Below are 24,111 nucleotides of genomic sequence, written 5' to 3'. Positions count from 1 at the left end.
TTGCAGGGTAAAAGTGCCTTTAAACTCCCTGTAACCGGGATATTTTCCGCTGGTTTCATCAGGAAAAAACTCTGTCAGGATTGAAAGTCCCGTGTAAAAGGCTAAAAACTCTAATAAGGAAGAAATACGTTATAGGGAATCAATAATCGGTTTCCTTACCTGAACACTGGGTCGGGGACTTTAAGCTCCTGAGCTTTCGGGATATCCGCACAGGTTAAATAACGTTTACTGACCAAAGCCTTTTTTGGGCATGCGGTGGTTTAGTTGACGATTCTGCGGATTTGAAATCCCTAAGGAAAAATGACCGGTTTCTGGCCGGGAAAATTGAAACAATATGGAACATATATTAAGGCAAGGAGATACGGAATATGCAGATGGCACCACAGATGGGTTATGACAGGGCAATTACGGTTTTCAGCCCTGACGGAAGACTTTTCCAGGTAGAGTATGCCCGCGAAGCGGTCAAAAGGGGAACAACAGCCGTAGGAATCAAGGCAGCTGATGGGGTAGTGCTGCTTGTTGACAAGCGAATAACAAGCAGGCTTGTGGAAGCCGCATCAATCGAAAAAATATTCCAGATTGACGACCACATAGGAGCCGCAACCTCAGGGCTCGTGGCAGACGCCCGCTCCCTTGTTGACAGGGCTCGTGTAGAAGCCCAGGTAAACAGGGTTTCTTATGATGAACTCATAGGTGTGGAGGTTATCTCCAAGAAAATCTGTGATCACAAGCAGACCTACACCCAGTATGGCGGAGTTCGCCCCTACGGAACTGCACTCCTGATTGCCGGCGTGGATGACCAAAAGCCAAGACTCTTTGAGACCGACCCCAGCGGTGCTCTCCTCGAGTACAAGGCAACAGCCATAGGTGCAGGCAGAAATGCAGTTGTTGAGGTTTTTGAGGCAGACTACAGGGAAGATATGAATATTGATGCTGCTATCCTCCTTGGTATGGACGCGCTCTATAAAGCAGCTGAAGGCAAGTTCGATGCCGGAACCCTTGAAGTGGGTGTTGTATCCCTTCAGGACCAGAAATTCCGAAAACTGAGTCCTGAGGAAGTTGAGAACTACGTTCAGCAGATCCTTGAGAAACACAAGGGAACTGAAAGCAAAGAATAAAACCTATAAATATTTTAAGAACGAGTTATCAGAGAATTTCTGAATCTCAAACTTACGTTATAGAGAAGGTATTCGAAAATGGTGTCCCTGGACGAGGCAGTGACTGCTCGGCTCAAAAGAGGCAGTAAACATTTCGAAGTCCTGGTCGAGCCCGAAGGGGCTCTGGCCTATAAGCGAGGAGAGGAAGTAAACCTCGAAAACATTCTGGCAGTTGAAACTATCTTCGAAGATGCAAACAGAGGGGATCGGGCAGCAGAGTCTGATATAATCAACTCTTTTGAGACAACCGACCCCTTTGAGATTGCTGCCGTGATCCTGAAGAGCGGAGAGCTTCAACTTACCGCTGAGCAGAGAAAACGAATTCTTGAAGAGAAAAAGAAAAAGGTTATCTATACCATTTCCAGAAATGCTATAAACCCTCAGACTAGAGCACCGCATCCTCCCGCACGAATAGAAAGAGCGATGGAAGAGGCAAAGGTGCACATAGACCCTTTAAAAAGCGTAGATCAGCTGGTAGCTATTACAATGAAAGCCATTCGCCCGCTTATCCCTATACGCTTTGAAGAAATTAATATTGCTGTGAAAATCCCTCCCGAATATGCTCCCAAAGCATACGGAGATATTTCCAAAGCCGGAAGCATTACGAAGGAAGAATGGCAACGTGACGGCTCATGGGTTGCAGTAGTGCGGATTCCTGCGGGAGTCCAGACTGATTTTTACGCTCTTATAAATCATCTCACGAAGGGAGAGGCTCAGACTAAACTTTTATAAGAGGATGTTGGATGGATAAAAAAATAGTGATCCCTGGTGACCTGTTATCCGAGGAAATGAAAAAAGCCGGATACGGGACGTATATCAAGAACAACAAGATCTATTCTTCGTTTTGCGGTATTGAAAACCTCAAAGAGGATAAAGTTGGAGTGATCCCACTTGCGGGAGCTTACATCCCCTCAGTGAATGATGTGGTGATAGGGATCGTTATTGTGGTTACTCCATCCAACTGGATACTGAATATTGGAGCTCCTTATGACGGTCTGCTCCATGTATCCGAATATCCGAGAAGAGTCGAATCCCGGGAAATGCCTGAAATTATGAACGTAGGCGACTCTGCAATTCTCAGGGTAAAAGATGTAGACAGCTCCATGAAAATCGAGCTTGCCCTGAGGGACCCGAGCCTTCATAAACTCAAAACAGGCCAGATTGTCGAAGTTGAGCCTGTAAAAGTCCCCCGTGTAATAGGACACGGCGGTTCCATGATCTCCATGCTGAAGAAAGAAACAAACTGCAGCATTTTCGTAGGCCAGAACGGCAGAATATGGATCGATGGAAAGGACGAGGATGTAGAGCTTTTGAGTAAGGCTCTCCGGAAAATCGAAGTTGAAGCCCAGCGTTCCGGATTAACAGACCGGATCTACAATTTTTTGAAAAATGAACGGATTAGACAGAAAGAGTCCAAGCCTGTTACGTTTTTTCAAAATGAAACGAAAGATGCGACTGCAGGACAGGACGATCATTCCGAAGATATATACAGGAAGATCGATGTACTGCTGGACCCGACGAATTAAATTCCGGATGTAGTCAAGAGGATTTTAGGTAAGCTTCTCTAGAGTATTTTGGTTTAGGAGTTGTTTGGAGATTAAAGTATGAGTGATAAACCTGATAAATTAATCACTGACGATGGGCTGCGCCTTGACGGGAGACGTGCGGATGAGATAAGGCCCATGAAAATTGAGATCGGCGTACTTTCACGAGCCGACGGTTCATGTTATCTTGAATGGGGCAGGAATAAGATCCTGGTAGGCGTTTTCGGACCCCGGGAAGCTCATCCCCGCCGCAGCCAGCGCGCAGATTCGGCAGTTATCCGTTACAGGTATAATATGGCATCATTCTCCGTGGAAGACCGTGCTCGTCCGGGACCCAGCAGGCGGAGCATCGAAATCTCAAAGGTTTCCAGGGAAGCTTTCGAACCTGTGATTATGGCTGAGCTGTTTCCGAAGACAGCAATTGATATTTTCGTGGAAGTGCTTCAGGCCGATGCAGGGACAAGGACAGCAGCAATTAATGCTTCAAGTATAGCTCTTGCAGATGCCGGAATCCCCATGAAGGGCCTTATTACCTCCTGTGCTTTCGGAAAGGTTGACGGGCAGATTGTGCTTGACCTCAATAAGGATGAGGACAACTACGGAGACGCTGACTTCCCTGTAGCAATGACCCAGGACGGGGAAATTACTCTTGTCCAGATGGACGGGCACCTTACTCCAGAAGAGATTAAGAAAGGTATGGAGCTCGTAAAGAAAGGGTGCAAGGAGATCCTTGAAATTCAGCAGGCAGTCCTTAGAAAGAAGTTTGAGACTCCTGTTGAGGATACTGCGGAAGAAGCTGCAGTAACTGAAAAGGAAGGCGAAAAAGAAGAGTCCGTACCTGCCCCCGAGGCTGTTCCGGAAGCAGTAGTGGTTGAAGAAGCTGTTGAGGAAACTGAAGAATTCGAAGCAGAGGCATCAGAAGAACCATCTGCAGCTGATGTCCTTTCCACTGAGGTAATTCCTGACTTCGAAGAAGAGCTCGATGAAGAGATTGAAGACGAGTTCGAAGCCGAAGAGGAAGAAGAGTTCGAAGCCGAAGAGGAAGACGAGGATCTTGAAGACGAAGATGAGGCCGAAGAGGAAGAATTTGAGGCTGAATCTGAAGAAGATTTAGAGGACGATTTAGAGGACGATTTAGAAGAAGCTCTTGAAGACGAAGCTGAGTTTGAAGCTTCTTTTGAAGGTACTCCTGAACTCAAAGAGTTTGACGAAATTGAAGCCAGGCTTGAGAAAGAATCTGTCTCCATAGAAGCCGAAGAGGAAATCGGAATCGGGTCTGAAGCTGAGGAATTTGTCGAAGAAGAATCCTCTCTCGAAGAAGAATCCTCCCTTGAAGAAGAATCTTCCCTTGAAGAAGAATCCTCTCTCGAAGAAGAATCCGAAGTTGAGGAAACAGAAGCTGCCTCAGAAGAAACTATTGAGCCTGAAACAGAGGTAGAACCCGAGGTTGAAACCGGGGAAGTTTCCACTGAAGCAGTAGAGGCAGAAGAAGAGCCTGAAGAAGAGCCTGAAGAAGAAACATCCGAAGGTCCCTGGAAGGTAGTAAAAGACCCCTCTGAAGCCGGAAACAGAGGTGAAAAAGATGAGTGAAATCATAGCCACACTTAAGAAGGACTATATTTACAGCCTGATGGTCAAAGGAAAGCGTCAGGACTGGCGCGGGTTTAAAGATTTCAGGGAGCTCAAGCTCGAAACAAACATTATTTCCAAAGCTGAAGGTTCTGCAAAGGTTACCCTTGGGAACACTCAGGTTCTTGTAGGTGTAAAGCTTCAGAAAGGAACTCCATTTCCAGACTCTCAGGATGAAGGAGTGATTATTACCAACCTTGAGCTTAACCCGATAGCTTCTCCCGAATATGAGCCCGGGCCTCCAAGAGAAGAAGCAATCGAAATGGCAAGGGTCGTTGACAGGGGAATCCGGGAATCAGGCGCAATTGATATAAAGAAGCTTTGCATAACGGTGGGAGAATCCGTATGGATTGTCTTTATAGATGTCCATATCCTGAACAATGACGGAAATATCATTGATGCATCCTGTCTTGCTGCAATTGCAGCCCTTATGACCACAGTCGTTCCGAACGAACAACAGGGACTGGGCGAGAACGTGCCCCTTGCAATGAAAGAAATGCCTGTTGGTATAACTCTTGCAAAGGTCGGCTCAAAACTGATGGTTGACCCCTCCCTTGACGAGGAGGCAGTTTGCGAAACAAAACTGACCATAGTTTCCAGTTCGGACGGATCTGTAGCAGGCATGCAGAAAATGGGTTCTGCCCCTCTTTCCGAGGCAGAACTGTTCGAGGCAATAGACCTGGCACTTGAAAAGGCAGCCGAAATCAGGGAACTCTACCTGAAAGGGCTTGCAAAAAGTGAATAAATCAGGCCGGATTAATTAATTATAAATATTAAATGCCAGTATTACGGTCTAAGTGCACGTATTAAGGTGATAGAAGAACCCGGGTCTCTGGGCTAACAGTCCATAGATCGGTTAAGGGCTCTATCACTTTGATTAAATACATTTTAAGGAGTTATAACGATGGCAAAAAAATTCACTAAGAAAGGAAGAATTTCCAGATCTGCAGGCAGGTTTGGTCCCAGGTACGGGAGAAAAGACCGAAAGCTTGTCGCAGACCTGGAAGAACGCATGCGAGCTCCGCATGTATGCTCCAAATGTGCCCGCCCTACAGTTAAAAGGATTGGAACCGGGATCTGGAAATGCAGCAAGTGCGGACACACCTTCGCTGGCGGGACCTATATCCCCTCCACAAGTGTTGGTCAGACCCTGCTGCGCACCATGAAGAACCTTGCTGAGGCAAAGTAAAACAAACAATTTTCAGGGATGTGAGGTTGTATGGGTTATAAGTGCACTCGATGTAAACAGAAAGTGGAAATTGACTACGAGTACACAGGCATCAGGTGTCCGTATTGCGGACACAGGATCCTGGTTAAAGAGCGTCCTACAACCATCAAACGCATCAAGGCCGAGTAAGAAGTATGTTAGTTACTTCTTCTCGTAAACCTTCTGCAAAGACCCGGACGCTTTGCAAGCTTCTTTCACGCTTTATTGCTGGCAGGAGCATTTCCCGCGGCAAGATGGGCATGCAGGAACTTCTGGAGTTTGCAGAGGGGGGGCCTCTCATAGTTGTAGGAGAGTACCACGGAAATCCCGGGGAACTCGGCTTTTATGACGATGCGGGGAAGCTTCTTTTTTCCCTCAGGTTTTCGGACTGGTATTCTGAGGAAATCGATTCTTATTGGTTTCCAGATGTTGAACCGGTGCTTGCAGGCCAGGGAGAGATTGCGGACGCATTTGAGTCTTTTTTCCATTTCAACAGGGTCGAAAGTGATAAGGTCGATCAGCTCCCTCCCCGCTCCACACTGATGGCGGCAGGAGAAAAAGAGGTCGATTTCATGGGCAGCGGGAAGTCCCTTTTTAAGCTTACTGTCAAAGGTTTCAAAAAGTACTGACCGGACACCCTTTTTCAACCCTTTTTTCTGAATTTTCTGGAATTTCAGGTTACTGAGGAATTTCAGTCTATTTTCAGGACTATATTTTAAAATCAACTTTCCTGATTCCTTACCCGGATTTAAGAGTTAAGTTTTCAGAATAAACCTTTTAAAGATAAAGTTAGAATCCATATCCAGTTTAAGAGTTAAGATTTTTAGACCCGGATTCTTCCCAGGAGGAGTTCTTTGAAACTTTCCGCAGAGTTTACATTTGAAACCGAAGCTGTTGAAAAGATCTATCAGGCTGTCCTTCCAGAACTTAATGATAACTTCTCTGAAAGGTCAAGAATAGGGCTGTCCCTTGAAGGTGCAAATTGCCTTGTACTTACGGTTAAAGCCGACGATGCAGTTTCTCTGCGTTCTGCCCTGAACACCTGGTTCAGGCTTATCCAGATCGCTCAGGAAGTCCTTGAAGTCACATCTGAAGATAACTGAAGCATAACTGAAGCATACCTGCCAACCAGCGCTCAGTCGCCAGAATTGCATCTCTAGAGGACATATACCCGGATTTACCAGATAACAGGCACAAAAAGGGATAAGACAAGGAATATACCTTCAAAGACAAGGAATGTACCTTCAAAGACAAGAAATATACTTACAACTGCTTTTTATGCTCCGGGTCCTCAAAATATGTGTGTAAATCATGGACCCAAAATCTATGATTGAGGACAGTGTGGATTTCACCTGTAATATAATTAAATTTTTATATATGTTTATTTAGATTCATTCAAATTTTTTATATATAATTAATAAGTTAAATTAGACTAATAAGTGTTACTATCTTATACATTTTTTTATAATGTATCCCTACTATTATATACTTCCCTCACCTTTTTAATGTATTTATTATATTGCTCTTTAGCTTTTCTTTATCTATAGTCTCTGGGGTGTCTGGAATAGATATTAGTAAAAAAATTTTTATAATAACAATTTTAATTTTTACAGTTCTAACCGTTACGTTTACGTTTACCTATAATATGCAGCTTTCTAATTTTTTGGAGTTTGAACAGGCTAACACATTGAATGATGTTGAAAAGGTACAGAATGTGGTTTCTACCGAACAGAGTTATCTTGATAACATGGTTCAGGACTGGGCCTGCTGGGATGATACTTACCGTTTTATCGATGATGGAAACCAGGATTATATAAATGCAGACCTTCAGAACGAGACTCTTGTAGAACTCAATGTTAATGTGATGCTTTATGTGAATGATTCCGGGAAAGTGGTCTATGCAAAATCGGTAGACATTAATTCTGGAAAAGAAAGACCGGTCCCAGAAGAGCTTCTTAAACTGGTAGAAGAAGGTGCCCTTCTCACAAAATCCGAAAACGACACTATAAGCACTTGTGTTTTGCTCGACGAAGACCCCATGTTTATTGCCTGCCATCCAATCCTTACGACAAAGTATCAGGGGCCTATGAAGGGCACTTTGATTTTCGGGAGGTACTTTGACAGTAAGCTTCTTGATTATTTCAATCAAACTACCTGCTCTTCCATTTTGATGTACAGAACTGATCAGGAGATTCCCCCTGAGATTCAAACGAAATATAAAAACTTTTCGGAGTTTCCGGACAGGAATATTGTCGAACCCATCAGCAAAGAAAAAATAGCAGGTTATTTTGAGTTAAAGGACGTTTCAGGTCAGCCTGCCCTTATTATGAGAGCTGATTTCCCAAGAGAACTCTATTTAAATGGAAAAAAAGCCCTGAATTATATGTATTTTTTCCTTTTGCTAACCGGGCTTGTGACAGGAGCCGGAGTTAAATTTGCACTTGACAGTTTCTTCGTTTCGAGACTGATCGAGATTGACAATTTCGTTACAAAAGTCAGGTCGGAAAAAGATCTTTCCAAAAGATTGGTTCTCAAAGACAACGATGAACTCTATCGCCTCTCAAGAGAAATAAACGGGATGCTGAATGATATCGACCTGGCAGATCAGGAATTAAAGGCACAGGAGCGGGAAAAGAAAGTCCTTCTTGATTCTTTAAACGAGCTGGTTATTTTCGTAAACCCTCAGCTTAATATCATCTGGGCAAATAAAGCTGCTCTTGAATATATGCATGTGGATCTTGAAAAAGCAACGGGAAAACGCCTTAAACCTATTCTGGGTATGAGCGGTCCCCTGGGGGAGCACCTGCAGCTTGAAGAGATCTTTGTATCAGGGAATAAGGAGTCAGGGGAATTTACTGAAGAGGACGGCAACTCCTGGTTTGTCCAGGCAATCCCGGTAACTGACGATAATGGCAAGATCATAGGCGTCCTGGAAACCTGCAGTGACATTACCGGAAGGAAAGCAGTAGAAAAACTTTATCAGGAAAAACAAATAGCAGAAATTGCAAACCATGCCAAGAGCGAGTTCCTGGCAAATATGAGCCATGAACTGAGAACTCCACTTAACTCAATCATAGGGTTCTCAGACCTGCTGTATGAACAGGTTTTCGGGGAGTTGAATGAAAAGCAGTTAAAGTATGCAGGCAATATTTCAAGGAGTGGGAAGCACCTTCTGAATCTGATCAATGATATTCTGGATATTTCTAAAGTAGAAGCCGGAAAACTGAAGCTTGATTATAATGAGTTTGAACTTGCTAATAAGCTCAACACGATAATAAGTCTCCTGTCTCCAATCGCATACCTGAAAAATATTCGAATTGAAATCGATATGGATAGCAAGCTTACAAGCATCTGTGCGGATGAGGCCAGGTTTGCCCAGATAATGTACAACCTCGTTGATAATGCTATCAAGTTCTCCCATGAAAACAGCTCTGTAACAATAGGGGCAAAAATGAAAGGAGACAAGGTAGAAATAACGGTTAAAGATACCGGAATCGGTATTAAAGCTGAGGACCAGCACAAACTCTTCAAGCCCTTCAGCCAGATCGATTCATTTTCCTCCAAAAAATTCCCGGGGACGGGGCTTGGCCTTTCTTTAGTTAAGCAGATTGTAAACCTGCACGGAGGATATGTCTGGTTCAGGAGCAGTCCGGGCGAGGGGAGTACCTTTGCTTTCACAATTCCGATAAACGGCGATAAAAGATATGACGTCAATGCCGGATTAAGTGCGAAAGAACAAAACGGCTGAAAACTAAAGAATGCACTTTAAGGATCTAAATAAAAAATAACTTCCCAACATGCTGTATTTTCCCTTAATAAAAGGTTAGGATTATATAAATCCAGAAAATAAGGTCTATTAGCTCTGAAATTACTAAATTCTCAGTACTTTATAGGATTTTATTAGTATCATATTTCTGGTTTAAAGGGGGAAGTAACGGGTGTGGGTAAATAAATTAACTATTCTTTTAGTGGTTGCTATTTTTCTTGCAGTTGCGATTTGCAGCTCTGCATCCGCAAGGGAGATAACGGTGGATAATAGTGGTTCAGGTGCAGATTTTAAATCGATTCAGGAAGCGGTAAACAGTTCCTCTTCAGGAGATATTATTCTTGTTTATCCGGGTCTCTATAACGAAAGTGTGGATGTAGGGGTACAGAACATAAGCATCATTTCTGAGTCTGAAAATCCTGAAGATACTACTGTTCGGGCTTTTAAAATTAGTGAAAATAACATTACTGTAAGCGGATTTAGCATACAGGAAGTCTTAAAATATGATGGTCATTATTCCTATCCAGTCGAAAACTGCACAATTAAAAATAATGTTTTGAAGCTGGGCACTTATGCTAACGAGTGTTATAATTTCATTATTGAAAAAAATATAATCGTAAATGGCGGCATTGGTGTATCCAGTTTTGACTATCATCCAGGTTCTAATTTTACAATCTCTGACAACCTAATTGTTGAAGGAAGTATTGATATTTATTTAGGACCATATGTTTCCGTGATTAATAATACTCTTTTAAATGGTAGTATAGGTTTAGTTGAAAGCGGTGGACACAGAATTCTCGGGAATCACATCTCAAACAGTCCACATTCTGGAATTAACCTCTGGGAATCTTATTCCAATGAGATAGAAGATAATACGGTTGTGAATTGCAGTAATGGCATTTCTATGGAATTCCTTTCATCGCAGAATACAATCAACAATAACACACTGATTTGCAACGATAAAGGAATTTGGATCAAAGGCTCGGGAGGAAGTAATTCCCTCTTGAATAATACTATTTCAAAGAACAATATTGGGATATTGGTGGAAGCTGATTCTTCAAGTAATTTGGTGGCCAATAATAAGGTGGAGTTAAACAAGAAATACGGGGTATATCTAAACGGAATTGCCTATACTAAACCGTTTAATCGAACGAACCGGTTCTATAACAATATCTTCAATAATACTGTCAATGTTTTTAACGACACAAGCAGTCATTATACTACAGATGTAAGCAATAGAGCCAGAGTGTTTCCGGTTGCTTGGAATACCACAAAAACCTCAGGTACTAATATTGTTGGGGGGTCTTTCCTGGGTGGCAATTACTGGGCAAAGCCTGATGGCACCGGTTTTTCTCAAACCTGTAACGACTGGAATAGAGATGGGATTGGTGACTCTATCTACACGGTCAGTGCGTATGATATTGACTATCTTCCTCTAGTCTCTATATCTAAACAGGATCAAACAGTATTTCCTGTTGCAGACTTCAGTGCCAACGTAACTGGTGGTTATGTACCTCTTTCTGTCATGTTTACAGACTTTTCGCAAAATGCCACATCCAGAGTATGGGATTTCGATAATGACGGAGTCGCTGACTCTACAGATAAAACACCAGTTCATGTGTATCCGGTATCCGGCACCTATATTGTCAATCTGACAGTAAACAATGCAAACGGTACTTTTTCGAGATTATATCCAATAATTGCATCCAATAGGCCCCAATACACTCTCAGGGAGGTTCAGATTACCACAAATATATCAAATCAGATGATGCCTGCCATTTACGGAGATAAAATAGTCTTTTTAGATGACCGCAATGAATGGAGATATTACAATATTTATGTGTACGACCTCTCTACATCCAGGGAAACTCAGATTACTTTCAATAATTCATATTATAATACAGGGCCTGCGATCTATGAGGACAGAATAGTCTGGCAGGAGTATCGCAATGACAATAATCCCAATGTATGGGATAAATTCGATATCCATATGTACAATCTTTCCACTTCAAAAGAAACTCAGATAACTAATAGTGGAAGAGCAAGTAATCCTGCTATCTACGGGAACAGGATAGTGTATATAGATAAGCGCAATGGAAACTCAGACGTATATCTTTACGATCTTTCTACTTCCAACGAAATTCAGATTACTAAAAATGGATCAGCAAGCAGTCCTGATATCTACGGGAACAGAATAGTGTGGCAGGATAATCGCGACAATAAGGGGTATTCAAACTCCGATATCTACCTGTATGATCTCTCCAATTCTACTAAAACTCAAATTACTACGAATGAATCGGATCAGAAATATCCCGCTATTTACGGAGATAAGATAGTGTGGGAAGATTGGCGCAATAGAAATGCAGATATCTACATGTACGATCTTTCCCTCTCCGAGGAAACTCGGATCACCATCAAAGGATCATCATACATTCCTGCAATCTATGAGGACAGGATTGTATGGCAGGATAATCGCAGAGGCTATCCGAACAACGATATTTACATGTACAATCTCTCTACTCACACGGAAACTCAGATCACCTCAAATAAATCCTGGAAGGGGAATTTTGCAATCTATGGTTACAGGATAGTTTGGGATGATTTGCGCAATGGACATAGCATGCATGATGATCCCTACGCAAATGCGGATATTTACATGTGTACCGTTTCAGAAGTGGAGCCCTCATTAAAAGCACCTGTTGCTGATTTCTTTGCCAATATAACGTCAGGAAGTGCGCCCTTAAAAGTATTATTCACTGACAACAGTACAGGTGCACCGATTTACTGGTTCTGGGACTTCGGAGATGGCATCCATTCAAAACATGCTTTGAATGCAACTCACACATTTAATGAACCGGGAAAGTATGATGTAAGTCTTACAGTAACGAATGAAAACGGTAGCAACACAAGGATCATTCCTGAATATATCGTAGTCTCCGAGGACGAAAGACAGGTTAATTGAAAAACAGAGAAATCAGCATAAAGATAAAGGGAAAGTTACTGGCCATATCTTACAAAAGAGATGTATTTGTTCTGCGTTATCAGGTATGAGAGTCAGCCGTTCCTTTATCATTTTTTAGTAACAAAACCTGGTATGTTTGAGTAAAATAGCAAAGGTCAGCACATAAAGAAACGTAAAGGTAAAAAAGAATATATAAAAAGGAAAGATTGAATGAGATTTAACTTAAAATTCATTTGATTCCGGCAAGCAGAAAATAGATTTTTTGCGCTTTCCGGTTTTTTGTCCAGCTGGAGGCTCGATCAATGTATTTTTACATTTTCAACCTCATTTAACAGAATTTTTTTCGTCCCCGATCCGTGATCCATTTTAATACCTTGCCGCTCCGGCTTTTTTCGAATTGGGACCTTTATTTGGCCTGAAAGCCCGCTCCGGGCATTTCTTGGAATCGGTTTTCCCGCGTACTTCAAATCCGAGGCTGAAACATTCGCCTTTTAGCTCATCAATAACCGTATAGAATCTGCAGTCTTGGCATGTAGGCATTAGGATTACTACCTCCAGATACGTGAAGGCTATCTGGTTCTTGAGTCCCAGATACGTTTCCTGAATACAACCTTTAAGCTAAAATCGCCTCCCTTTAAATGAAGGCACAAGGTGTATCCCATAAATAATGTGTATCTGTAAATAAAATGTTTTTGGTAGGGAACAAGGCAGAAGCAGACGGAGGCAGGAGATAATTGCTGCTTTCTCAGGCTTTATAGTGAAAAAATAGTAAAGGTTATTCCGGAGAATAAAGCAGAGATATTAGGTTGATGTTTTCCTTGCATCTGTATCAATAATTTCTGCGTGTTGCAGGGATATCCAGTCATAAACTCTCAGCAGGAAACCCGTTAAATCTTTAGCGGGTATTTAATATCAGGGATATTTAACATCAGGGGTATTTAACATCAGGGTATTTAACATCAGGTTTTCTTATCGCGCCTTACTTCTGTTATCTTTTCAAAACTCTTCGTCCTCTTCGAATTCTACATCAAGGACAGGAAGTTCCCTTACATTTCCTTCTCTGTCATAACAGGTCCAGCTCTGCCTGTTGTAGGGACGGCCCACGATGATATGGAAGTTTCCGGTTTTTGAAAAGAGGTGTAAGTCGGCTTTTGAGGGATTGCGGTTGGGTCCGGGATGGCTGTGGACTGAGCCTGCAGCTTTTACATTCGGCATCATGTAAAGCCTGAGGACTGCATTTGAGTCGCTTGATTCGGTTCCCGGCAGGATAAGCACCTCGGTGATTATTCCGTCTTTCTCCTGCAAAAGCCCGGCAAACTCTTCCGGAGCCATTGACCTGCTAGCTTCAAGGATAAAATCAAGAGTATCACTGGCAATTCCTTTAATCTGCATACAGGGTAATTCTCCTGAAATGGTATATCTCTTTCTGGAGAGCGAGATCTGCAAACTGAGCAATCACTGGAAATAAAATATACAAAAATATCAGGTTCATTTTCCCCCATCGGGTTTATCTATTATTTCGATAAATCATTATGTAGCATTATATTTCTTACAGGCAGTTTTTCCGGAGGTTTCCTTCTCCGGACACAGGGTTTGCTATAGCACAGGGGGTTTTTGGAATAAAAGACGTTTATTCGGTTTTAGGCTTGGAAAGAGATCCGGAAGAAAATATGGGGAAGAACTCTGAAGGAGATTCTCAAAAGGGCTCCGGAAAGGGTATGGAAAAGGATAGTGACACTCACGCTTCATTATATCAGGAATCGCTTGCAATGCACAGGAGGCTGGAGGGTTTACTTGAGGTTGCAAGCAAGGTACGCCTCCGTACAATCCACGACCTCAGCATTGCCTATACGCCCGGAGTTGCTGAGCCGTGCCGGAAAATTAGCGAAAACCAGGGGCTTGTCTACCTTTACACCCTTAAGAAAAATACAGTTGCTGTTGTAACGGACGGGTCAGCAGTGCTCGGGCTTGGGAACATCGGGCCATATGCGGCTCTGCCGGTTATGGAAGGAAAGGCGATCATCTTCAAGGAATTTGCCGGCATAGACGCTTTTCCTATCTGCCTCGATACCCAGGACACCGAAGAGGTGATAAAAGCGGTAAAACACCTGGCTCCGGTTTTCGGAGGCATCAACCTGGAAGATATCAGTGCACCCCGCTGTTTTGAAATAGAAGCAAGGCTGCGGGAAGAGCTTGACCTTCCTGTTATCCATGACGACCAGCACGGGACAGCCATTGTCGTATTTGCCGGGCTCCTGAATGCCCTTAAAATTGTGAAAAAGGAGCTGGATGAGCTAAAAATCGTTATTTCAGGGCTGGGGGCTGCAGGGGTTGCAATTTTCAGGTTCCTGGTCCGGGCAGGCGCAGATCCTGCAAAAATTCTTGCCTGTGACAGCAAGGGGCTTGTGTACGAGGGGCGAGAAGAAGGCATGAACCATATAAAAGAGGAAATTGCAAAGCTTACAAACCCTGAAAAAATAAAAGGCGGTCTCAAAGAAGCTTTTCCATGGGCTGACCTCTTTATCGGGGTTTCAGTCGGAGGGATCGTGACCGAGGATATGGTCCGCTCGATGGCAAAAGATTCTATTGTAATGGCAATGGCAAACCCTGTTCCTGAAATCATGCCCGATGCTGCAAAGCGGGCGGGGGCAAGAATTGTTGCTACCGGCAGGTCGGATTTTCCAAACCAGCTCAATAATTGCCTGAGTTTCCCGGGGCTTTTCAAAGGGGCTCTTGGCACCTGTGCGAGGAGGATAACGCCTGAAATGGAAATGGCAGCAGCCTATGCCCTTGCAAATGTAGTGACCGTTGGTGAGCTTTCCGAAGACCACATTATACCGGACCCCCTTGAGAAGCATGTCGTGCCTGCGGTTGCAAAAGCCGTTGCTAATGCGTCATTTGAAAGTTGTGCTGCAAGAAAAAGCCTTGAAGATAGTGTCTGAAAGAGTTGAATTTTTCAGTTTAGCAGACTAATCTTCAGAATTATTGTTTCAAAAGCAATTTTAACCTAAATTACATATTTTTTCTGTCAAGAATATAGAGGTGGTATGGAATGAATTGCAACAATTTGAAACAGGGTCAGGTTCTTATTTGTGAGAACTGTGGGCTCGAACTTAAGGTGGTAAATGAGTGCGGAGATGACCGCTGCGCTACAGGCTGTACCGGTGATATGGACTGTTGCGGAGAACCGATGAAATTGAAAGAATAAACAAGACAAATTACTGGGGTATGTAAGGCAATAAATCCGCAAGAAGCTGCATAAAAGATAAAACCCGAAAAAGCCTGAAAAGGGATTTTTTCTGGATTTAGGACTCATAAATGTCTAATTTTTGGCTCAATTTCAAGCGTGCCCTTCCGTTGTGAGTTTTACTGCAAGGAAAAGCCTTGAAGATAGTGTCTGAGAGATTCACTGCAGTATCTGAAAGACCCAGACAGTGTCTGAGATACCCATATTTCGGCTGAAAAAATTCTGTTTATATGTTAGAATACTATCGAAATCTCAGAAAAAACAGTTGAAAATATAAAAGCCGTGCTTAAAGTGAAAAAAGAAAGTGTTAATTGGAGTTTATCAGGTCTTGTTCTTTTTAATCTCTTCCAGTATTTTCTTTTGAGTCTCTGCGATCTCTTTTAATGTTGCATTGATCTCTGTCATTATCTCTATCGTTTTTTGTGTCGTGTTTGTTTCTGGGGTTTCCACCAGGTATGTCTCAGTTTGTTCCACTTCTTCCCTTTGCAGTTCCCGCAGAACATCTCCCAATACGCCAAATTCACGGCTCTTGTCGGCGCTCACCGCCTCTTCATCTTCGAGATACATGCTTCTAACAATGCTGCGAAATATAAATAGATTCTTTTTTGAGCTTTAGAGAGAACCTGCCTAAATGAGCTTTGAGATATTGAAAACAAATGTCGTACGGAATACAGGTCAATAATGAATTAATCATATGCCGTACAAAGACGTATGCAGTAAGAAGGAAAAGAAGAAACCGTCCTCGGTGCTAAAACCTGGTGAAAAAAATGGGCGAAATTCAACGAAAGTTTGATGCTATTTCAAAAAAGTATGATGAACAGAGAAGGAAGTTTATACCTTGCTTCGATGACTTTTATGGAGCCGCGGTATCCGTGGCGTCAGTAGATGCGAAAAATCCAGATATCCTGGACATAGGTGCCGGAACAGGACTTCTATCGGCTTTTCTGATGGAAAGATATCCAGATGCATCATTTACACTTATTGATATCTCGGAAAAGATGCTGGATATGGCAAAAGACAGGTTCAGAAATAACTCAAAAGTAAAATACATTGCAGCAGATTATTCAAAGTACGATTTTTCGGAAAAATACGATATGGTAGTGTCAGCCGTATCTATCCATCACCTGGAAGACAAAGAGAAAAAGGAGCTCTACAAAAAAAGCTACTCCATACTTAAAAAGAACGGGGTTTTTATTAACGCCGATCAGGTACATGGAGAAACTCTTTTCATAGAAAACCTGAATAAGACAACCTGGAGACAGCATATCGAAAGCAGCGGCTTGCCCGAAGAAGAAATACTGGCTGGTTATGAAAGAGTTAAACTTGATAAGGATTCAAGCTTGGACCAGCAGCTCGATTGGCTTAAAGAAGCAGGTTTTTGCGATGTTAGCTGTATATATAAGCACTATCAGTTTGCAGTGATGTTTGGGAGAAAACTGGGTAAAAAATAATAGTTGAGGGTTCGATAAAACCAATCTATCATATGAAAAACAAATCTTCTTTTAATTTTCATAAGTGGGGTATATATACAACTGTTGCATTATATTATTTAGGTGGTGGGAAACTCTCGTATGTAATGGGATCTCTATAAATTGGATGAACATCTTTCATGATCCCCACCTCCTACAATTACTTTTCTGGAGTTCTTTTAGATTTTATTAGACTTAAAGCTTAACGGACAGTTTTCTTAATTTTGGCTTTTTTGAGCGTGCGAAAGTGCGGTTCCTGGTGTCCGGATGTGTCGCGCCATTATGGCAATCTTACAGACTTGCTTCCTCTTCTTCTGTTATATTTTCGAATTTCACCTGTATCATATATTGCATCAGCTGTCACTTTGGAAGGCCTGTTTACAGGCCTTCCTATAGGTCTCTGTATCTTGAAATTCTTAAGTGCAGGTACATAAAGCGTGGAGTCATTCTCATTTGCAGAAACAACAATAATAGAGAGGTGTAGCTCCTCTAAATCTACTAAAACGCTTATTTTTACTCCTTTTACTTTCTTGTAACCATCATAACCGATGTTTCCCCTTTTTTAGCAGGAACATCCTTTGTATCAGTAAAGCGATGAGAAAGATCTATTAGTAAAGCAATGAGAAAGATCTAGTTTCTTCAAGTCATAACCTTTGTTTAAAAGTTCATTGCAAATCTTCTGATAGGTACCATGTTCACACAGGTAGAGATGAAATCTATGAACTGTTGACTTAGAGCCATAGATACGAGGAACATCTTTCCAAGTACAACCTGTTGTAACGACATACAAGATTCCATTCATGAACTTCCTTAAGTCTGCATGAGGCCGTCCTGTGTGTGGTTTCTGTGGGGGAAGATAGGTTCTATGGATTTCCACAGATCACCATCTCCTGAAATGACATCACCTTAAATATATAATTTCAACATAATATTAGTTTCGGGATCGGCTCACATTATATTATGGAACATTTATATATTTTAAATGCAATGTATGTGTATTGAAAATAAAGAGATGTATGACAATCTGTTGTTAAAAACCAATTTTTGTTTTTAACCAAAGAGTCGTATACAATCTTATTTTTCAGCAATAACTAACAACTAAAACCAGGGTGAAACAAAATGGCTTATAATGATAGAGGAGACAGGGGAAGAGACAGCAGCCGTGGAGGCTTCGGAGCTCCCAGGGAAATGCACAAGACAAAATGTTCTGATTGTGGTGTTGAAACCGAAGTGCCTTTCAAACCTGACCCGGAAAGACCCGTTTACTGCAGAGAATGTCTTCCTAAGCACAGGAAACCCAGAGAAGACAGATACTAAACCCGAATTTCGCTTTGGCACCCGAATTGCGCCTCGGCACCCGAATTGCGCCTCGGGAGTACGCGGCCCTTTTCGCTGCGCTCAAGAGGGCTAATTTTGGATTATAAAGTGAGTTTCGCTCAAGCGGACTTACACTTTTACTTTTTTAAATATACCTCAGACCCGGAATATACTTTTCTCTTAACTAGTGACCTTACTTTTTTCGTTGGAGCTATCCAAAACTGGACCGCCAAATACTATATGAAAATCTTCTTCAACAACCAATTCAGTTGAAATATATTTTTCCTGCCGGTGGTCTGCTTAAATCTACCCCGAACACGTTTGTAGAGATAAAGTTAAGAAAAGCGAAATTGAAAAACCCGTGGTTTTTACTGCATTATAAGGGTCATTTTGCAGGGCTTCCTTAGATTAAGCGATTCTTTTCCCTTTTTGAGGAGTTTTTCAAATTCGAGCGACGTTTTTTTAAGTGGATTATGGATCAAAAATATCAATATCAAACCCTTACCCATACAAATATTAAGCAAAAACCTCATAATCGGTTCTATGCGGTTCAAAATTATCCTTGAGGAAGACGAAGAAGTCGGAGGGTTTATTGCCAGCTGCCCCGGTTTACCAGGCTGTTTTTCACAGGGAGACACTGTAGAAGAAGCTATTGAAAATATTAAAGAAGCGATTCAGGCCTGCCTGGAATCCCTCGCAGAAGACGACTTGCAGGAATGCATTGGAAAATCCTCCTGTAGAGTTGTTGATGTGGTTGCTTAAATGTCAGGACTTCCTGTAATTTCCGGGATGCAGGCAATTAAAGCCTTTTCTAAAGCTGGCTGGCTTCCCCACCGGCAGGTAGGAAGCCACGTTGTCCTGAGAAAGGAAGGCTCAAAAGTTACGCTTACCGTCCCGAAGCACAAAGAACTGAAGCCGGGTCTTTTAAGAAATTTGATAAAAGCTTCAGGGCTCACGGTAGAAGAATTCGAAGCTCTTTTGAAGTGAGATTTTTTGATTTGGCTACTTTATCGGGTGAGCCTTATTTGTTAAGGTAGTTTTCTTTTTCATATTGCCCAATTCAATTGAAATATATTTTTCCTGCCGGTGGTCTGCTTAAATCTACCCTGAATACGTTTGTAAGAAAAGGGTTAAGAAAAGTGAAATTGAAAAATCCGTGATTTTTACAGCTTTATAAGGGGCACTTTTCCGGGCTTCTTTAGATTAAGCGATTCTTTTCCTCTGGTGGGGGTTTTACTGATCCAAGTGAAGTTCTTAGGTGAATTATGGATAAAGGAAATCTGTCCAAAACTGGACCGTCGAATACAAAATGAAAATCTTCCCCAGAAGCAATTCATTTGAATATCTTTTTTTCCTGCCGGCTATCTGCTTAAATCTACCCTGAATACATTTGCTAAGATAACGTTGAGAAAAGTGAAATTGAAAAACCCGTGAGCTTTGCAACTTCAAAAGAGGGTGCTTTCTTTATCGGTCAGTACCGGTAAATCATTATGGATTTTAGTTAAGTGAGGTTTACTTATCAAATTTGGCAAGAGAATACATTTGTCTTGTTTCCTTATGTTTAAAAATATCTCATTTATCTTCCTGGTTCCAGTTCAACTGTAAGAACCTCGGGAAGTAACTCTTTTTCCCATATACAGAGCTGCTAAAGACTTTCCATTCTGAAAGTGTATTGAACTCTTTCAATTCGCTTGTTTTCCTTTATATGTTGATGCTTCACGAATTCAACATTAATTTTGTTTTGACAAGCATTTTTTAAAAATGACAGGAGAAACTTTCAGGAGATAATTTTTATATTAAATATATTTATGGTCATCTTATTCATTTCATTTAAATCTCTAGGGACTAATGAGAAATTATGACACTATTAAGGCTTATGTGTTAAAGATTAGATAGATCATATTGGGGAGATAAATGAGGAATAATAAAGAAAAGCTATGTTTAATAATTTTAATTTCAACAACTTTGGTGTTCTTATTCTTAACTTCAATATCAGCTGCGGCATCTGCTGTACAGGAAATTCAACTTACACAAAACGGTTCACGAGCATCTACTCCTGCCATTTACGGGGATAATGTCGTATGGTCAGATTATGTTAGTGATTCAGGGATAATTCACCTGTATAACTTGACCACCTCAAAAGATATCCATCTTAATTCATTTCATGGAAGCTGGCCTGCAATCTACGGTGACAAAATTGTATGGCGAGATTATCAGAGTTGTGGGAACAATGATAATTACAATCTTTCTGTTTACGACATCTCAACAGCTGAGAAATTTCAGATTACCAAAAATGTATCTAGAGATAGTATTCCTGCTATTTACGAAGATAAGATTGTATGGCATAATTCTCGAAATGGAGTCTCAGATATCTACATGTATAATCTGTCCACATCTAAGGAATGTCAGATCACAACCAATAGAGTAGCACTTTATCCCGCCATTTATGTTGATAGAATAGTATGGACAGAATATCACAATGGAAATTCCAATATTTACATGTATAATTTATCTACTTCAAAAGAGACTCAAATTACAAACAGTGAATTTCGGCAGATAGATCCCGATATATACGGTGATAATATTGTATGGGCAGGTGACCGTATTGGAGAACGCTACAGTTTAAATCCAGATATTTATATGTATAATATTTCTACTTCTAAAATAACTCAAATTACATACAGTGAATCAGCATCTAGGCCTGCAATACATAAGGATAAAATAGTCTGGAAGGATGGTCGCAATAATAAAGGAATCTCGTCGAATATTTACCTGTACAATATTTCCACACAGGAAGAATTTCAGGTAACCAAAGATGAATCAGGTCAAATGTGGCCTGCTATTTATGGTGACAGAATAGTGTGGAAGGATAATCGTAACGCAGATGAGGGACATTCTGATATTTACACTTGTATGGCTTCGGCAGTATTAAAATCTCCCGATGCAAACTTTTCTGTAGCTCCAGATTTAGGATTTTCCCCTCTGTCTGTACAGTTCACAGATCTCTCAAAAAATGCAATATTAAGATCATGGGACTTCAATAATGACGGAGTACCTGAATCTATAGAAAAGAATCCTGTTTACGTATATACCAATCCTGGAAACTATATTGTTAACCTGACAGTAAGCGATACAAATACTACTGATTCAAAATTATCTACAGTCTTAGTATTTGATGAGCAACTTTTAGATAATCAACTCGTCCTAACAGAAACTCAAATTAGCACCAGTGGAAAAGCTATATACGATTCTCCTGCAATCTATGATGACAAAGTAGTATGGGTTGATCATACTGGAGATTACAGTGGAAATGATAAGTATGACATCTGTCTGTACAATATTTCAACTAAAAGGGAGACTCGGATACACACTACTAACGGATCAGTGTACGGACTTGATATTTACAAGGACAGGATTGTCTGGTATGAATCTCGCAATGGTCAATCCGATATTTACATGTATAATGTCTCCACTTCTAAGGAAACTCAAATTACCTCCGGTGGAAGCACATCCCATCCTGCTATTTATGAGGATAGGATAGTATGGGCAGATAATCGTGATGAAGAAGGAGTGCCCGATATTTACATGTACAACCTCTCTACTTCCAAAGAAAGTAAAATTATTAATGATACATCAGTTGTGGGGCTTGATATCTATGGTGACAGGATAGTGTGGCTGAACTATACCAGTGTATCCTATAGCAATGGATTCTCCAATATTTACATGTACGATCTCTCTACTTCCAAAAAAACTCCGATTACTACCAGCGGGTCAGCAGGATTTCCTGTTGCTATCTATGATGATAGGATAGTGTGGGAGGATGATGGCTATGAAAAAAGGCAGATCTATGTGTATAACATCTCTGATTCCACGGAAATCAAGATAACTCCTGATAATTTAAGTCAGCAGCGTCCTGATATCTACGGTGACAGGATAGTCTGGCAGGATCAACGAAATGGAAACCTTGATATCTTCATGTATAATCTTTCCATTCAGAAAGAAATTCAGATCACTACCAGTAGATTACTTCAGGATTGTCCTGTAATATACGGGGACAGAATATTGTGGTATAATAATGGCAAGTGCGGTAACTATATTCATATGTGCACTATTTCGTTAAAAGGATCGGATATGCCTGTTGCAAGTTTCAGTTCCAATGTTACAAGTGGTTGTTATCCTCTTTCTGTACAATTTACAGATTTATCAGAAAATGCAACAGAATGGAAATGGGATTTTGGAGACAATGCATACTCAGCAGACAGAAATCCTGTACATACATACAATAAAGCTGGAGGGTATACCGTCAGCTTAATAGTCAAAAGTGAAAACGGAACGGATACGGAAAAAAAATCTAAATATATCTCAGTATCCAACTCGAATGATAAAAAGGATTAAAACTAAAAGACGGCAGGTAACTGGTCAAATCTGGCTAAACAAAACGAATATATCCACTTACCAGATTTGAAATCTACCTTTTTGTTACTATTTTTTGGCAAGAAGTATCTTGAACCCTATCCTTCACTTTTGTAATATCATTTGGATTTCTCATGATATTTTTTTCATATTTTGTCTTAAGTTCCCTTCCCCGAATACGTTTGTAAAGGTAAAGTTAAGAAAAGTGAAACTAAAAACCCGTGGTTTTTGCAGCTTTATAAGAGGCACTTTTCCGGGCTTCTTTAGCTTAAACGATTCTTTTTACTTGTAGGGGAGTTTTCCTGATTCGAGCGAAGTTTTTCAGATGAGTTTTGGATCAAGAAAAAAATCATCATGATTAGATAGAGGCATTTTCTTCATCGCTCAGCAACAGTAAACCAAAACTTAATCAGCCGATCCACAGAATCTATATAAGATTTAAACAGCATAAAACTAGATATACCACATTCGGAAAGGTGTAATCATGCTTATCCAGTACATCCACGCAGCTCTTGAAAGGGCACAATATGAAATAATCGATGACGAAGAACCCTATTATGGAGAAGTTCCCGAACTTGAGGGTGTATGGGCTACAGGCAAGACTCTTGAAGAATGCCGTAGAAACCTGGAAGAAGTTATTGACGAATGGATTGTCATCAGATTAAGAAATGGACTTCCTTTACCCCGGATCGGAGACCACATAATCAAAGAACCGGGAGATATTGCAGTTGTCTAAATTGGTTCCTGTCGATTGGCGAACCTTTGTTAAAAGGCTGCAGGAACTGGGATTTGAAGGGCCATATTCTGGCGGAAAGCACCCTTTTATGAGAAGAGGAGATCTTGTTTTAACGATTCCCAATCCACATAAAGGTACAATCGGAGTTGACCTTTTGACCAGAATCCTTAAACAAGCCCGAATCTCAAGGGAAGAGTGGCTTGGAGAGCAAGATTCCTGAAAAATTCCGTTTTCTGGGTAACAGTTCAATTGAAATCTATTTTTCCTGCCGGCGGTCTGCTTAAATCTACCCCGAAAACGTTTGTTAAGGTAATGTTAAGAAAAGTGAAATTGAAAAACCCTTGATTTTTGCATCTTTAAAAGGGGCACTTTGCAGGGCTTTTTTAGATTAAGCGATTCTTTTTCCGAGTGGGAAATTTTTCTGATTTAAGGGACTTTCTCAAGTTAATTATAGACTAAAGAAAGTAGCCCGAAAAAGGATCACTTAATAAGAGGTGAAAATTTCTCCTTATCCTTTCCAAGTAACTCAAAATTAATTCGAAAAAGGTACGTTGGAGTCATCCATCTATATGTCTTTTTATATGATTCAGAAATATCTGTTATTATGGTTGACACACCCGAAAATTTACCCGGTTGGGTAATTTGGCTTATTATTATATTTGCT

Annotated in this window: 25 protein-coding genes; 20 read left to right on the top strand and 5 right to left on the bottom strand. The window is 41.1% G+C overall.

Features of this window, described 5'->3' with window-relative positions; translation table 11 throughout:
- Positions 1–368 precede the first annotated feature (368 nt).
- From psmA to EO93_RS05995, 11 genes are all read left to right on the top strand, one after another.
- Positions 369–1,118, top strand: a complete 750-nt coding sequence (gene psmA / locus EO93_RS06040) for an archaeal proteasome endopeptidase complex subunit alpha (RefSeq protein ID WP_048161449.1) — start codon at positions 369–371, stop codon at positions 1,116–1,118.
- A 78-nt stretch (positions 1,119–1,196) separates the two neighbouring features.
- Positions 1,197–1,889: a ribosome assembly factor SBDS gene (locus tag EO93_RS06035; RefSeq protein WP_048161447.1), complete on the top strand. Its 693-nt coding sequence runs from the start codon at positions 1,197–1,199 to the stop codon at positions 1,887–1,889.
- Positions 1,890–1,900: 11 nt separating this feature from the next.
- Positions 1,901–2,683, top strand: a complete 783-nt coding sequence (rrp4, locus tag EO93_RS06030) for an exosome complex RNA-binding protein Rrp4 (protein ID WP_048131914.1) — start codon at positions 1,901–1,903, stop codon at positions 2,681–2,683.
- A gap of 78 nt (positions 2,684–2,761) precedes the next feature.
- Positions 2,762–4,291: an exosome complex exonuclease Rrp41 gene (rrp41, locus tag EO93_RS06025; RefSeq protein WP_048161446.1), complete on the top strand. Its 1,530-nt coding sequence runs from the start codon at positions 2,762–2,764 to the stop codon at positions 4,289–4,291.
- The gene (rrp42, locus tag EO93_RS06020) at positions 4,275–5,075 is read left to right on the top strand and encodes an exosome complex protein Rrp42 (protein WP_048131912.1); all 801 of its coding nucleotides are present in this window, start codon (positions 4,275–4,277) and stop codon (positions 5,073–5,075) included. Before rrp41 ends, rrp42 begins: the two co-directional genes overlap by 17 nt.
- A gap of 159 nt (positions 5,076–5,234) precedes the next feature.
- Positions 5,235–5,519 carry a 50S ribosomal protein L37ae gene (locus EO93_RS06015; RefSeq protein ID WP_048131910.1) on the top strand — a complete coding sequence of 95 codons (285 nt, stop codon included), beginning with the start codon at positions 5,235–5,237 and terminating at the stop codon, positions 5,517–5,519.
- 30 nt (positions 5,520–5,549) lie between these two features.
- On the top strand, positions 5,550–5,687 hold the full coding sequence (locus EO93_RS16765; protein ID WP_011021777.1) for a DNA-directed RNA polymerase subunit P: 138 nt from the start codon (positions 5,550–5,552) through the stop codon (positions 5,685–5,687).
- A 5-nt stretch (positions 5,688–5,692) separates the two neighbouring features.
- A complete protein-coding gene (locus tag EO93_RS06010) occupies positions 5,693–6,166 on the top strand; it encodes an rRNA maturation protein (protein WP_048131909.1) in 474 nt (157 codons plus the stop codon).
- Between the two features lie 225 nt (positions 6,167–6,391).
- Positions 6,392–6,640 (top strand): KEOPS complex subunit Pcc1, encoded by a 249-nt coding sequence (locus EO93_RS06005; protein ID WP_048131908.1) that lies wholly within the window; start codon positions 6,392–6,394, stop codon positions 6,638–6,640.
- A gap of 542 nt (positions 6,641–7,182) precedes the next feature.
- On the top strand, positions 7,183–9,285 hold the full coding sequence (locus EO93_RS06000; protein WP_235284129.1) for a CHASE4 domain-containing protein: 2,103 nt from the start codon (positions 7,183–7,185) through the stop codon (positions 9,283–9,285).
- Between the two features lie 190 nt (positions 9,286–9,475).
- Positions 9,476–12,265 (top strand): NosD domain-containing protein, encoded by a 2,790-nt coding sequence (locus EO93_RS05995; protein ID WP_048161442.1) that lies wholly within the window; start codon positions 9,476–9,478, stop codon positions 12,263–12,265.
- Between the two features lie 366 nt (positions 12,266–12,631).
- On the opposite strand, the gene EO93_RS17910 is transcribed toward EO93_RS05995, so the two are convergent.
- Together EO93_RS17910 and EO93_RS05990 are read right to left on the bottom strand one after the other, a co-directional pair.
- Positions 12,632–12,805, bottom strand: coding sequence for a hypothetical protein (locus EO93_RS17910; protein ID WP_200894988.1), 174 nt, complete (start codon positions 12,803–12,805; stop codon positions 12,632–12,634).
- Between the two features lie 456 nt (positions 12,806–13,261).
- Entirely contained in the window at positions 13,262–13,657 is a 396-nt protein-coding gene (locus EO93_RS05990; protein ID WP_048131902.1) for a Mov34/MPN/PAD-1 family protein, read from the bottom strand.
- A 326-nt stretch (positions 13,658–13,983) separates the two neighbouring features.
- Between EO93_RS05990 and EO93_RS05985 the strand changes: the two genes are divergently transcribed.
- Positions 13,984–15,207, top strand: coding sequence for an NADP-dependent malic enzyme (locus EO93_RS05985; RefSeq protein WP_048161544.1), 1,224 nt, complete (start codon positions 13,984–13,986; stop codon positions 15,205–15,207).
- 110 nt (positions 15,208–15,317) lie between these two features.
- Entirely contained in the window at positions 15,318–15,473 is a 156-nt protein-coding gene (locus EO93_RS17905; protein WP_200894987.1) for a hypothetical protein, read from the top strand.
- A gap of 360 nt (positions 15,474–15,833) precedes the next feature.
- On the opposite strand, the gene EO93_RS05980 is transcribed toward EO93_RS17905, so the two are convergent.
- A complete protein-coding gene (locus EO93_RS05980) occupies positions 15,834–16,079 on the bottom strand; it encodes a hypothetical protein (RefSeq protein WP_048161440.1) in 246 nt (81 codons plus the stop codon).
- Positions 16,080–16,279: 200 nt separating this feature from the next.
- Between EO93_RS05980 and EO93_RS05975 the strand changes: the two genes are divergently transcribed.
- Positions 16,280–16,963: a trans-aconitate 2-methyltransferase gene (locus tag EO93_RS05975; RefSeq protein WP_048161439.1), complete on the top strand. Its 684-nt coding sequence runs from the start codon at positions 16,280–16,282 to the stop codon at positions 16,961–16,963.
- Positions 16,964–17,261: 298 nt separating this feature from the next.
- On the opposite strand, the gene EO93_RS18615 is transcribed toward EO93_RS05975, so the two are convergent.
- Positions 17,262–17,531 carry a transposase gene (locus tag EO93_RS18615; RefSeq protein ID WP_082107579.1) on the bottom strand — a complete coding sequence of 90 codons (270 nt, stop codon included), beginning with the start codon at positions 17,529–17,531 and terminating at the stop codon, positions 17,262–17,264.
- A 33-nt stretch (positions 17,532–17,564) separates the two neighbouring features.
- On the bottom strand, positions 17,565–17,858 hold the full coding sequence (locus EO93_RS18610) for a transposase (RefSeq protein ID WP_156161245.1): 294 nt from the start codon (positions 17,856–17,858) through the stop codon (positions 17,565–17,567).
- 242 nt (positions 17,859–18,100) lie between these two features.
- On the opposite strand from EO93_RS18610, the gene EO93_RS05970 reads away from it, so the two are divergent.
- The 6 genes from EO93_RS05970 to EO93_RS05940 all read left to right on the top strand — a co-directional run bounded on the left by EO93_RS05970 (position 18,101) and on the right by EO93_RS05940 (position 23,667).
- Positions 18,101–18,298, top strand: a complete 198-nt coding sequence (locus EO93_RS05970) for a CxxC-x17-CxxC domain-containing protein (RefSeq protein WP_048131897.1) — start codon at positions 18,101–18,103, stop codon at positions 18,296–18,298.
- 543 nt (positions 18,299–18,841) lie between these two features.
- The gene (locus EO93_RS05960; RefSeq protein ID WP_048131895.1) at positions 18,842–19,060 is read left to right on the top strand and encodes a type II toxin-antitoxin system HicB family antitoxin; all 219 of its coding nucleotides are present in this window, start codon (positions 18,842–18,844) and stop codon (positions 19,058–19,060) included.
- Positions 19,061–19,285 (top strand): type II toxin-antitoxin system HicA family toxin, encoded by a 225-nt coding sequence (locus tag EO93_RS05955; RefSeq protein WP_048131891.1) that lies wholly within the window; start codon positions 19,061–19,063, stop codon positions 19,283–19,285. It abuts the gene before it with no gap.
- A 927-nt stretch (positions 19,286–20,212) separates the two neighbouring features.
- Positions 20,213–22,693: a PKD domain-containing protein gene (locus EO93_RS05950; protein WP_052735397.1), complete on the top strand. Its 2,481-nt coding sequence runs from the start codon at positions 20,213–20,215 to the stop codon at positions 22,691–22,693.
- 502 nt (positions 22,694–23,195) lie between these two features.
- Positions 23,196–23,447 (top strand): type II toxin-antitoxin system HicB family antitoxin, encoded by a 252-nt coding sequence (locus tag EO93_RS05945; protein ID WP_048161435.1) that lies wholly within the window; start codon positions 23,196–23,198, stop codon positions 23,445–23,447.
- On the top strand, positions 23,440–23,667 hold the full coding sequence (locus EO93_RS05940) for a type II toxin-antitoxin system HicA family toxin (RefSeq protein WP_048161433.1): 228 nt from the start codon (positions 23,440–23,442) through the stop codon (positions 23,665–23,667). The genes EO93_RS05945 and EO93_RS05940 overlap by 8 nt, the downstream gene beginning before the upstream one ends.
- Positions 23,668–24,111 lie beyond the last annotated feature (444 nt).

This window comes from Methanosarcina sp. 1.H.A.2.2 (assembly GCF_000979975.1).
Taxonomy (GTDB): Archaea; Halobacteriota; Methanosarcinia; order Methanosarcinales; family Methanosarcinaceae; genus Methanosarcina.
This window is presented reverse-complemented; position numbering and strand designations above follow the sequence as displayed.

Bases quoted from the DNA above. Each gene is read 5' to 3' on its own strand.
- psmA (WP_048161449.1), top strand. From the start codon at position 369: ATGCAGATGGCACCACAGATGGGTTATGACAGGGCAATTACGGTTTTC.
- EO93_RS06035 (WP_048161447.1), top strand. From the start codon at position 1,197: ATGGTGTCCCTGGACGAGGCAGTGACTGCTCGGCTCAAAAGAGGCAGT.
- rrp4 (WP_048131914.1), top strand. From the start codon at position 1,901: ATGGATAAAAAAATAGTGATCCCTGGTGACCTGTTATCCGAGGAAATG.
- rrp41 (WP_048161446.1), top strand. From the start codon at position 2,762: ATGAGTGATAAACCTGATAAATTAATCACTGACGATGGGCTGCGCCTT.
- EO93_RS06015 (WP_048131910.1), top strand. From the start codon at position 5,235: ATGGCAAAAAAATTCACTAAGAAAGGAAGAATTTCCAGATCTGCAGGC.
- EO93_RS16765 (WP_011021777.1), top strand. From the start codon at position 5,550: ATGGGTTATAAGTGCACTCGATGTAAACAGAAAGTGGAAATTGACTAC.
- EO93_RS06010 (WP_048131909.1), top strand. From the start codon at position 5,693: ATGTTAGTTACTTCTTCTCGTAAACCTTCTGCAAAGACCCGGACGCTT.
- EO93_RS06000 (WP_235284129.1), top strand. From the start codon at position 7,183: ATGCAGCTTTCTAATTTTTTGGAGTTTGAACAGGCTAACACATTGAAT.
- EO93_RS17910 (WP_200894988.1), bottom strand. From the start codon at position 12,805: ATGCCTACATGCCAAGACTGCAGATTCTATACGGTTATTGATGAGCTA.
- EO93_RS05990 (WP_048131902.1), bottom strand. From the start codon at position 13,657: ATGCAGATTAAAGGAATTGCCAGTGATACTCTTGATTTTATCCTTGAA.
- EO93_RS05985 (WP_048161544.1), top strand. From the start codon at position 13,984: ATGGAAAAGGATAGTGACACTCACGCTTCATTATATCAGGAATCGCTT.
- EO93_RS17905 (WP_200894987.1), top strand. From the start codon at position 15,318: ATGAATTGCAACAATTTGAAACAGGGTCAGGTTCTTATTTGTGAGAAC.
- EO93_RS05980 (WP_048161440.1), bottom strand. From the start codon at position 16,079: ATGTATCTCGAAGATGAAGAGGCGGTGAGCGCCGACAAGAGCCGTGAA.
- EO93_RS05975 (WP_048161439.1), top strand. From the start codon at position 16,280: ATGGGCGAAATTCAACGAAAGTTTGATGCTATTTCAAAAAAGTATGAT.
- EO93_RS05970 (WP_048131897.1), top strand. From the start codon at position 18,101: ATGGCTTATAATGATAGAGGAGACAGGGGAAGAGACAGCAGCCGTGGA.
- EO93_RS05960 (WP_048131895.1), top strand. From the start codon at position 18,842: ATGCGGTTCAAAATTATCCTTGAGGAAGACGAAGAAGTCGGAGGGTTT.
- EO93_RS05955 (WP_048131891.1), top strand. From the start codon at position 19,061: ATGTCAGGACTTCCTGTAATTTCCGGGATGCAGGCAATTAAAGCCTTT.
- EO93_RS05950 (WP_052735397.1), top strand. From the start codon at position 20,213: ATGAGGAATAATAAAGAAAAGCTATGTTTAATAATTTTAATTTCAACA.
- EO93_RS05945 (WP_048161435.1), top strand. From the start codon at position 23,196: ATGCTTATCCAGTACATCCACGCAGCTCTTGAAAGGGCACAATATGAA.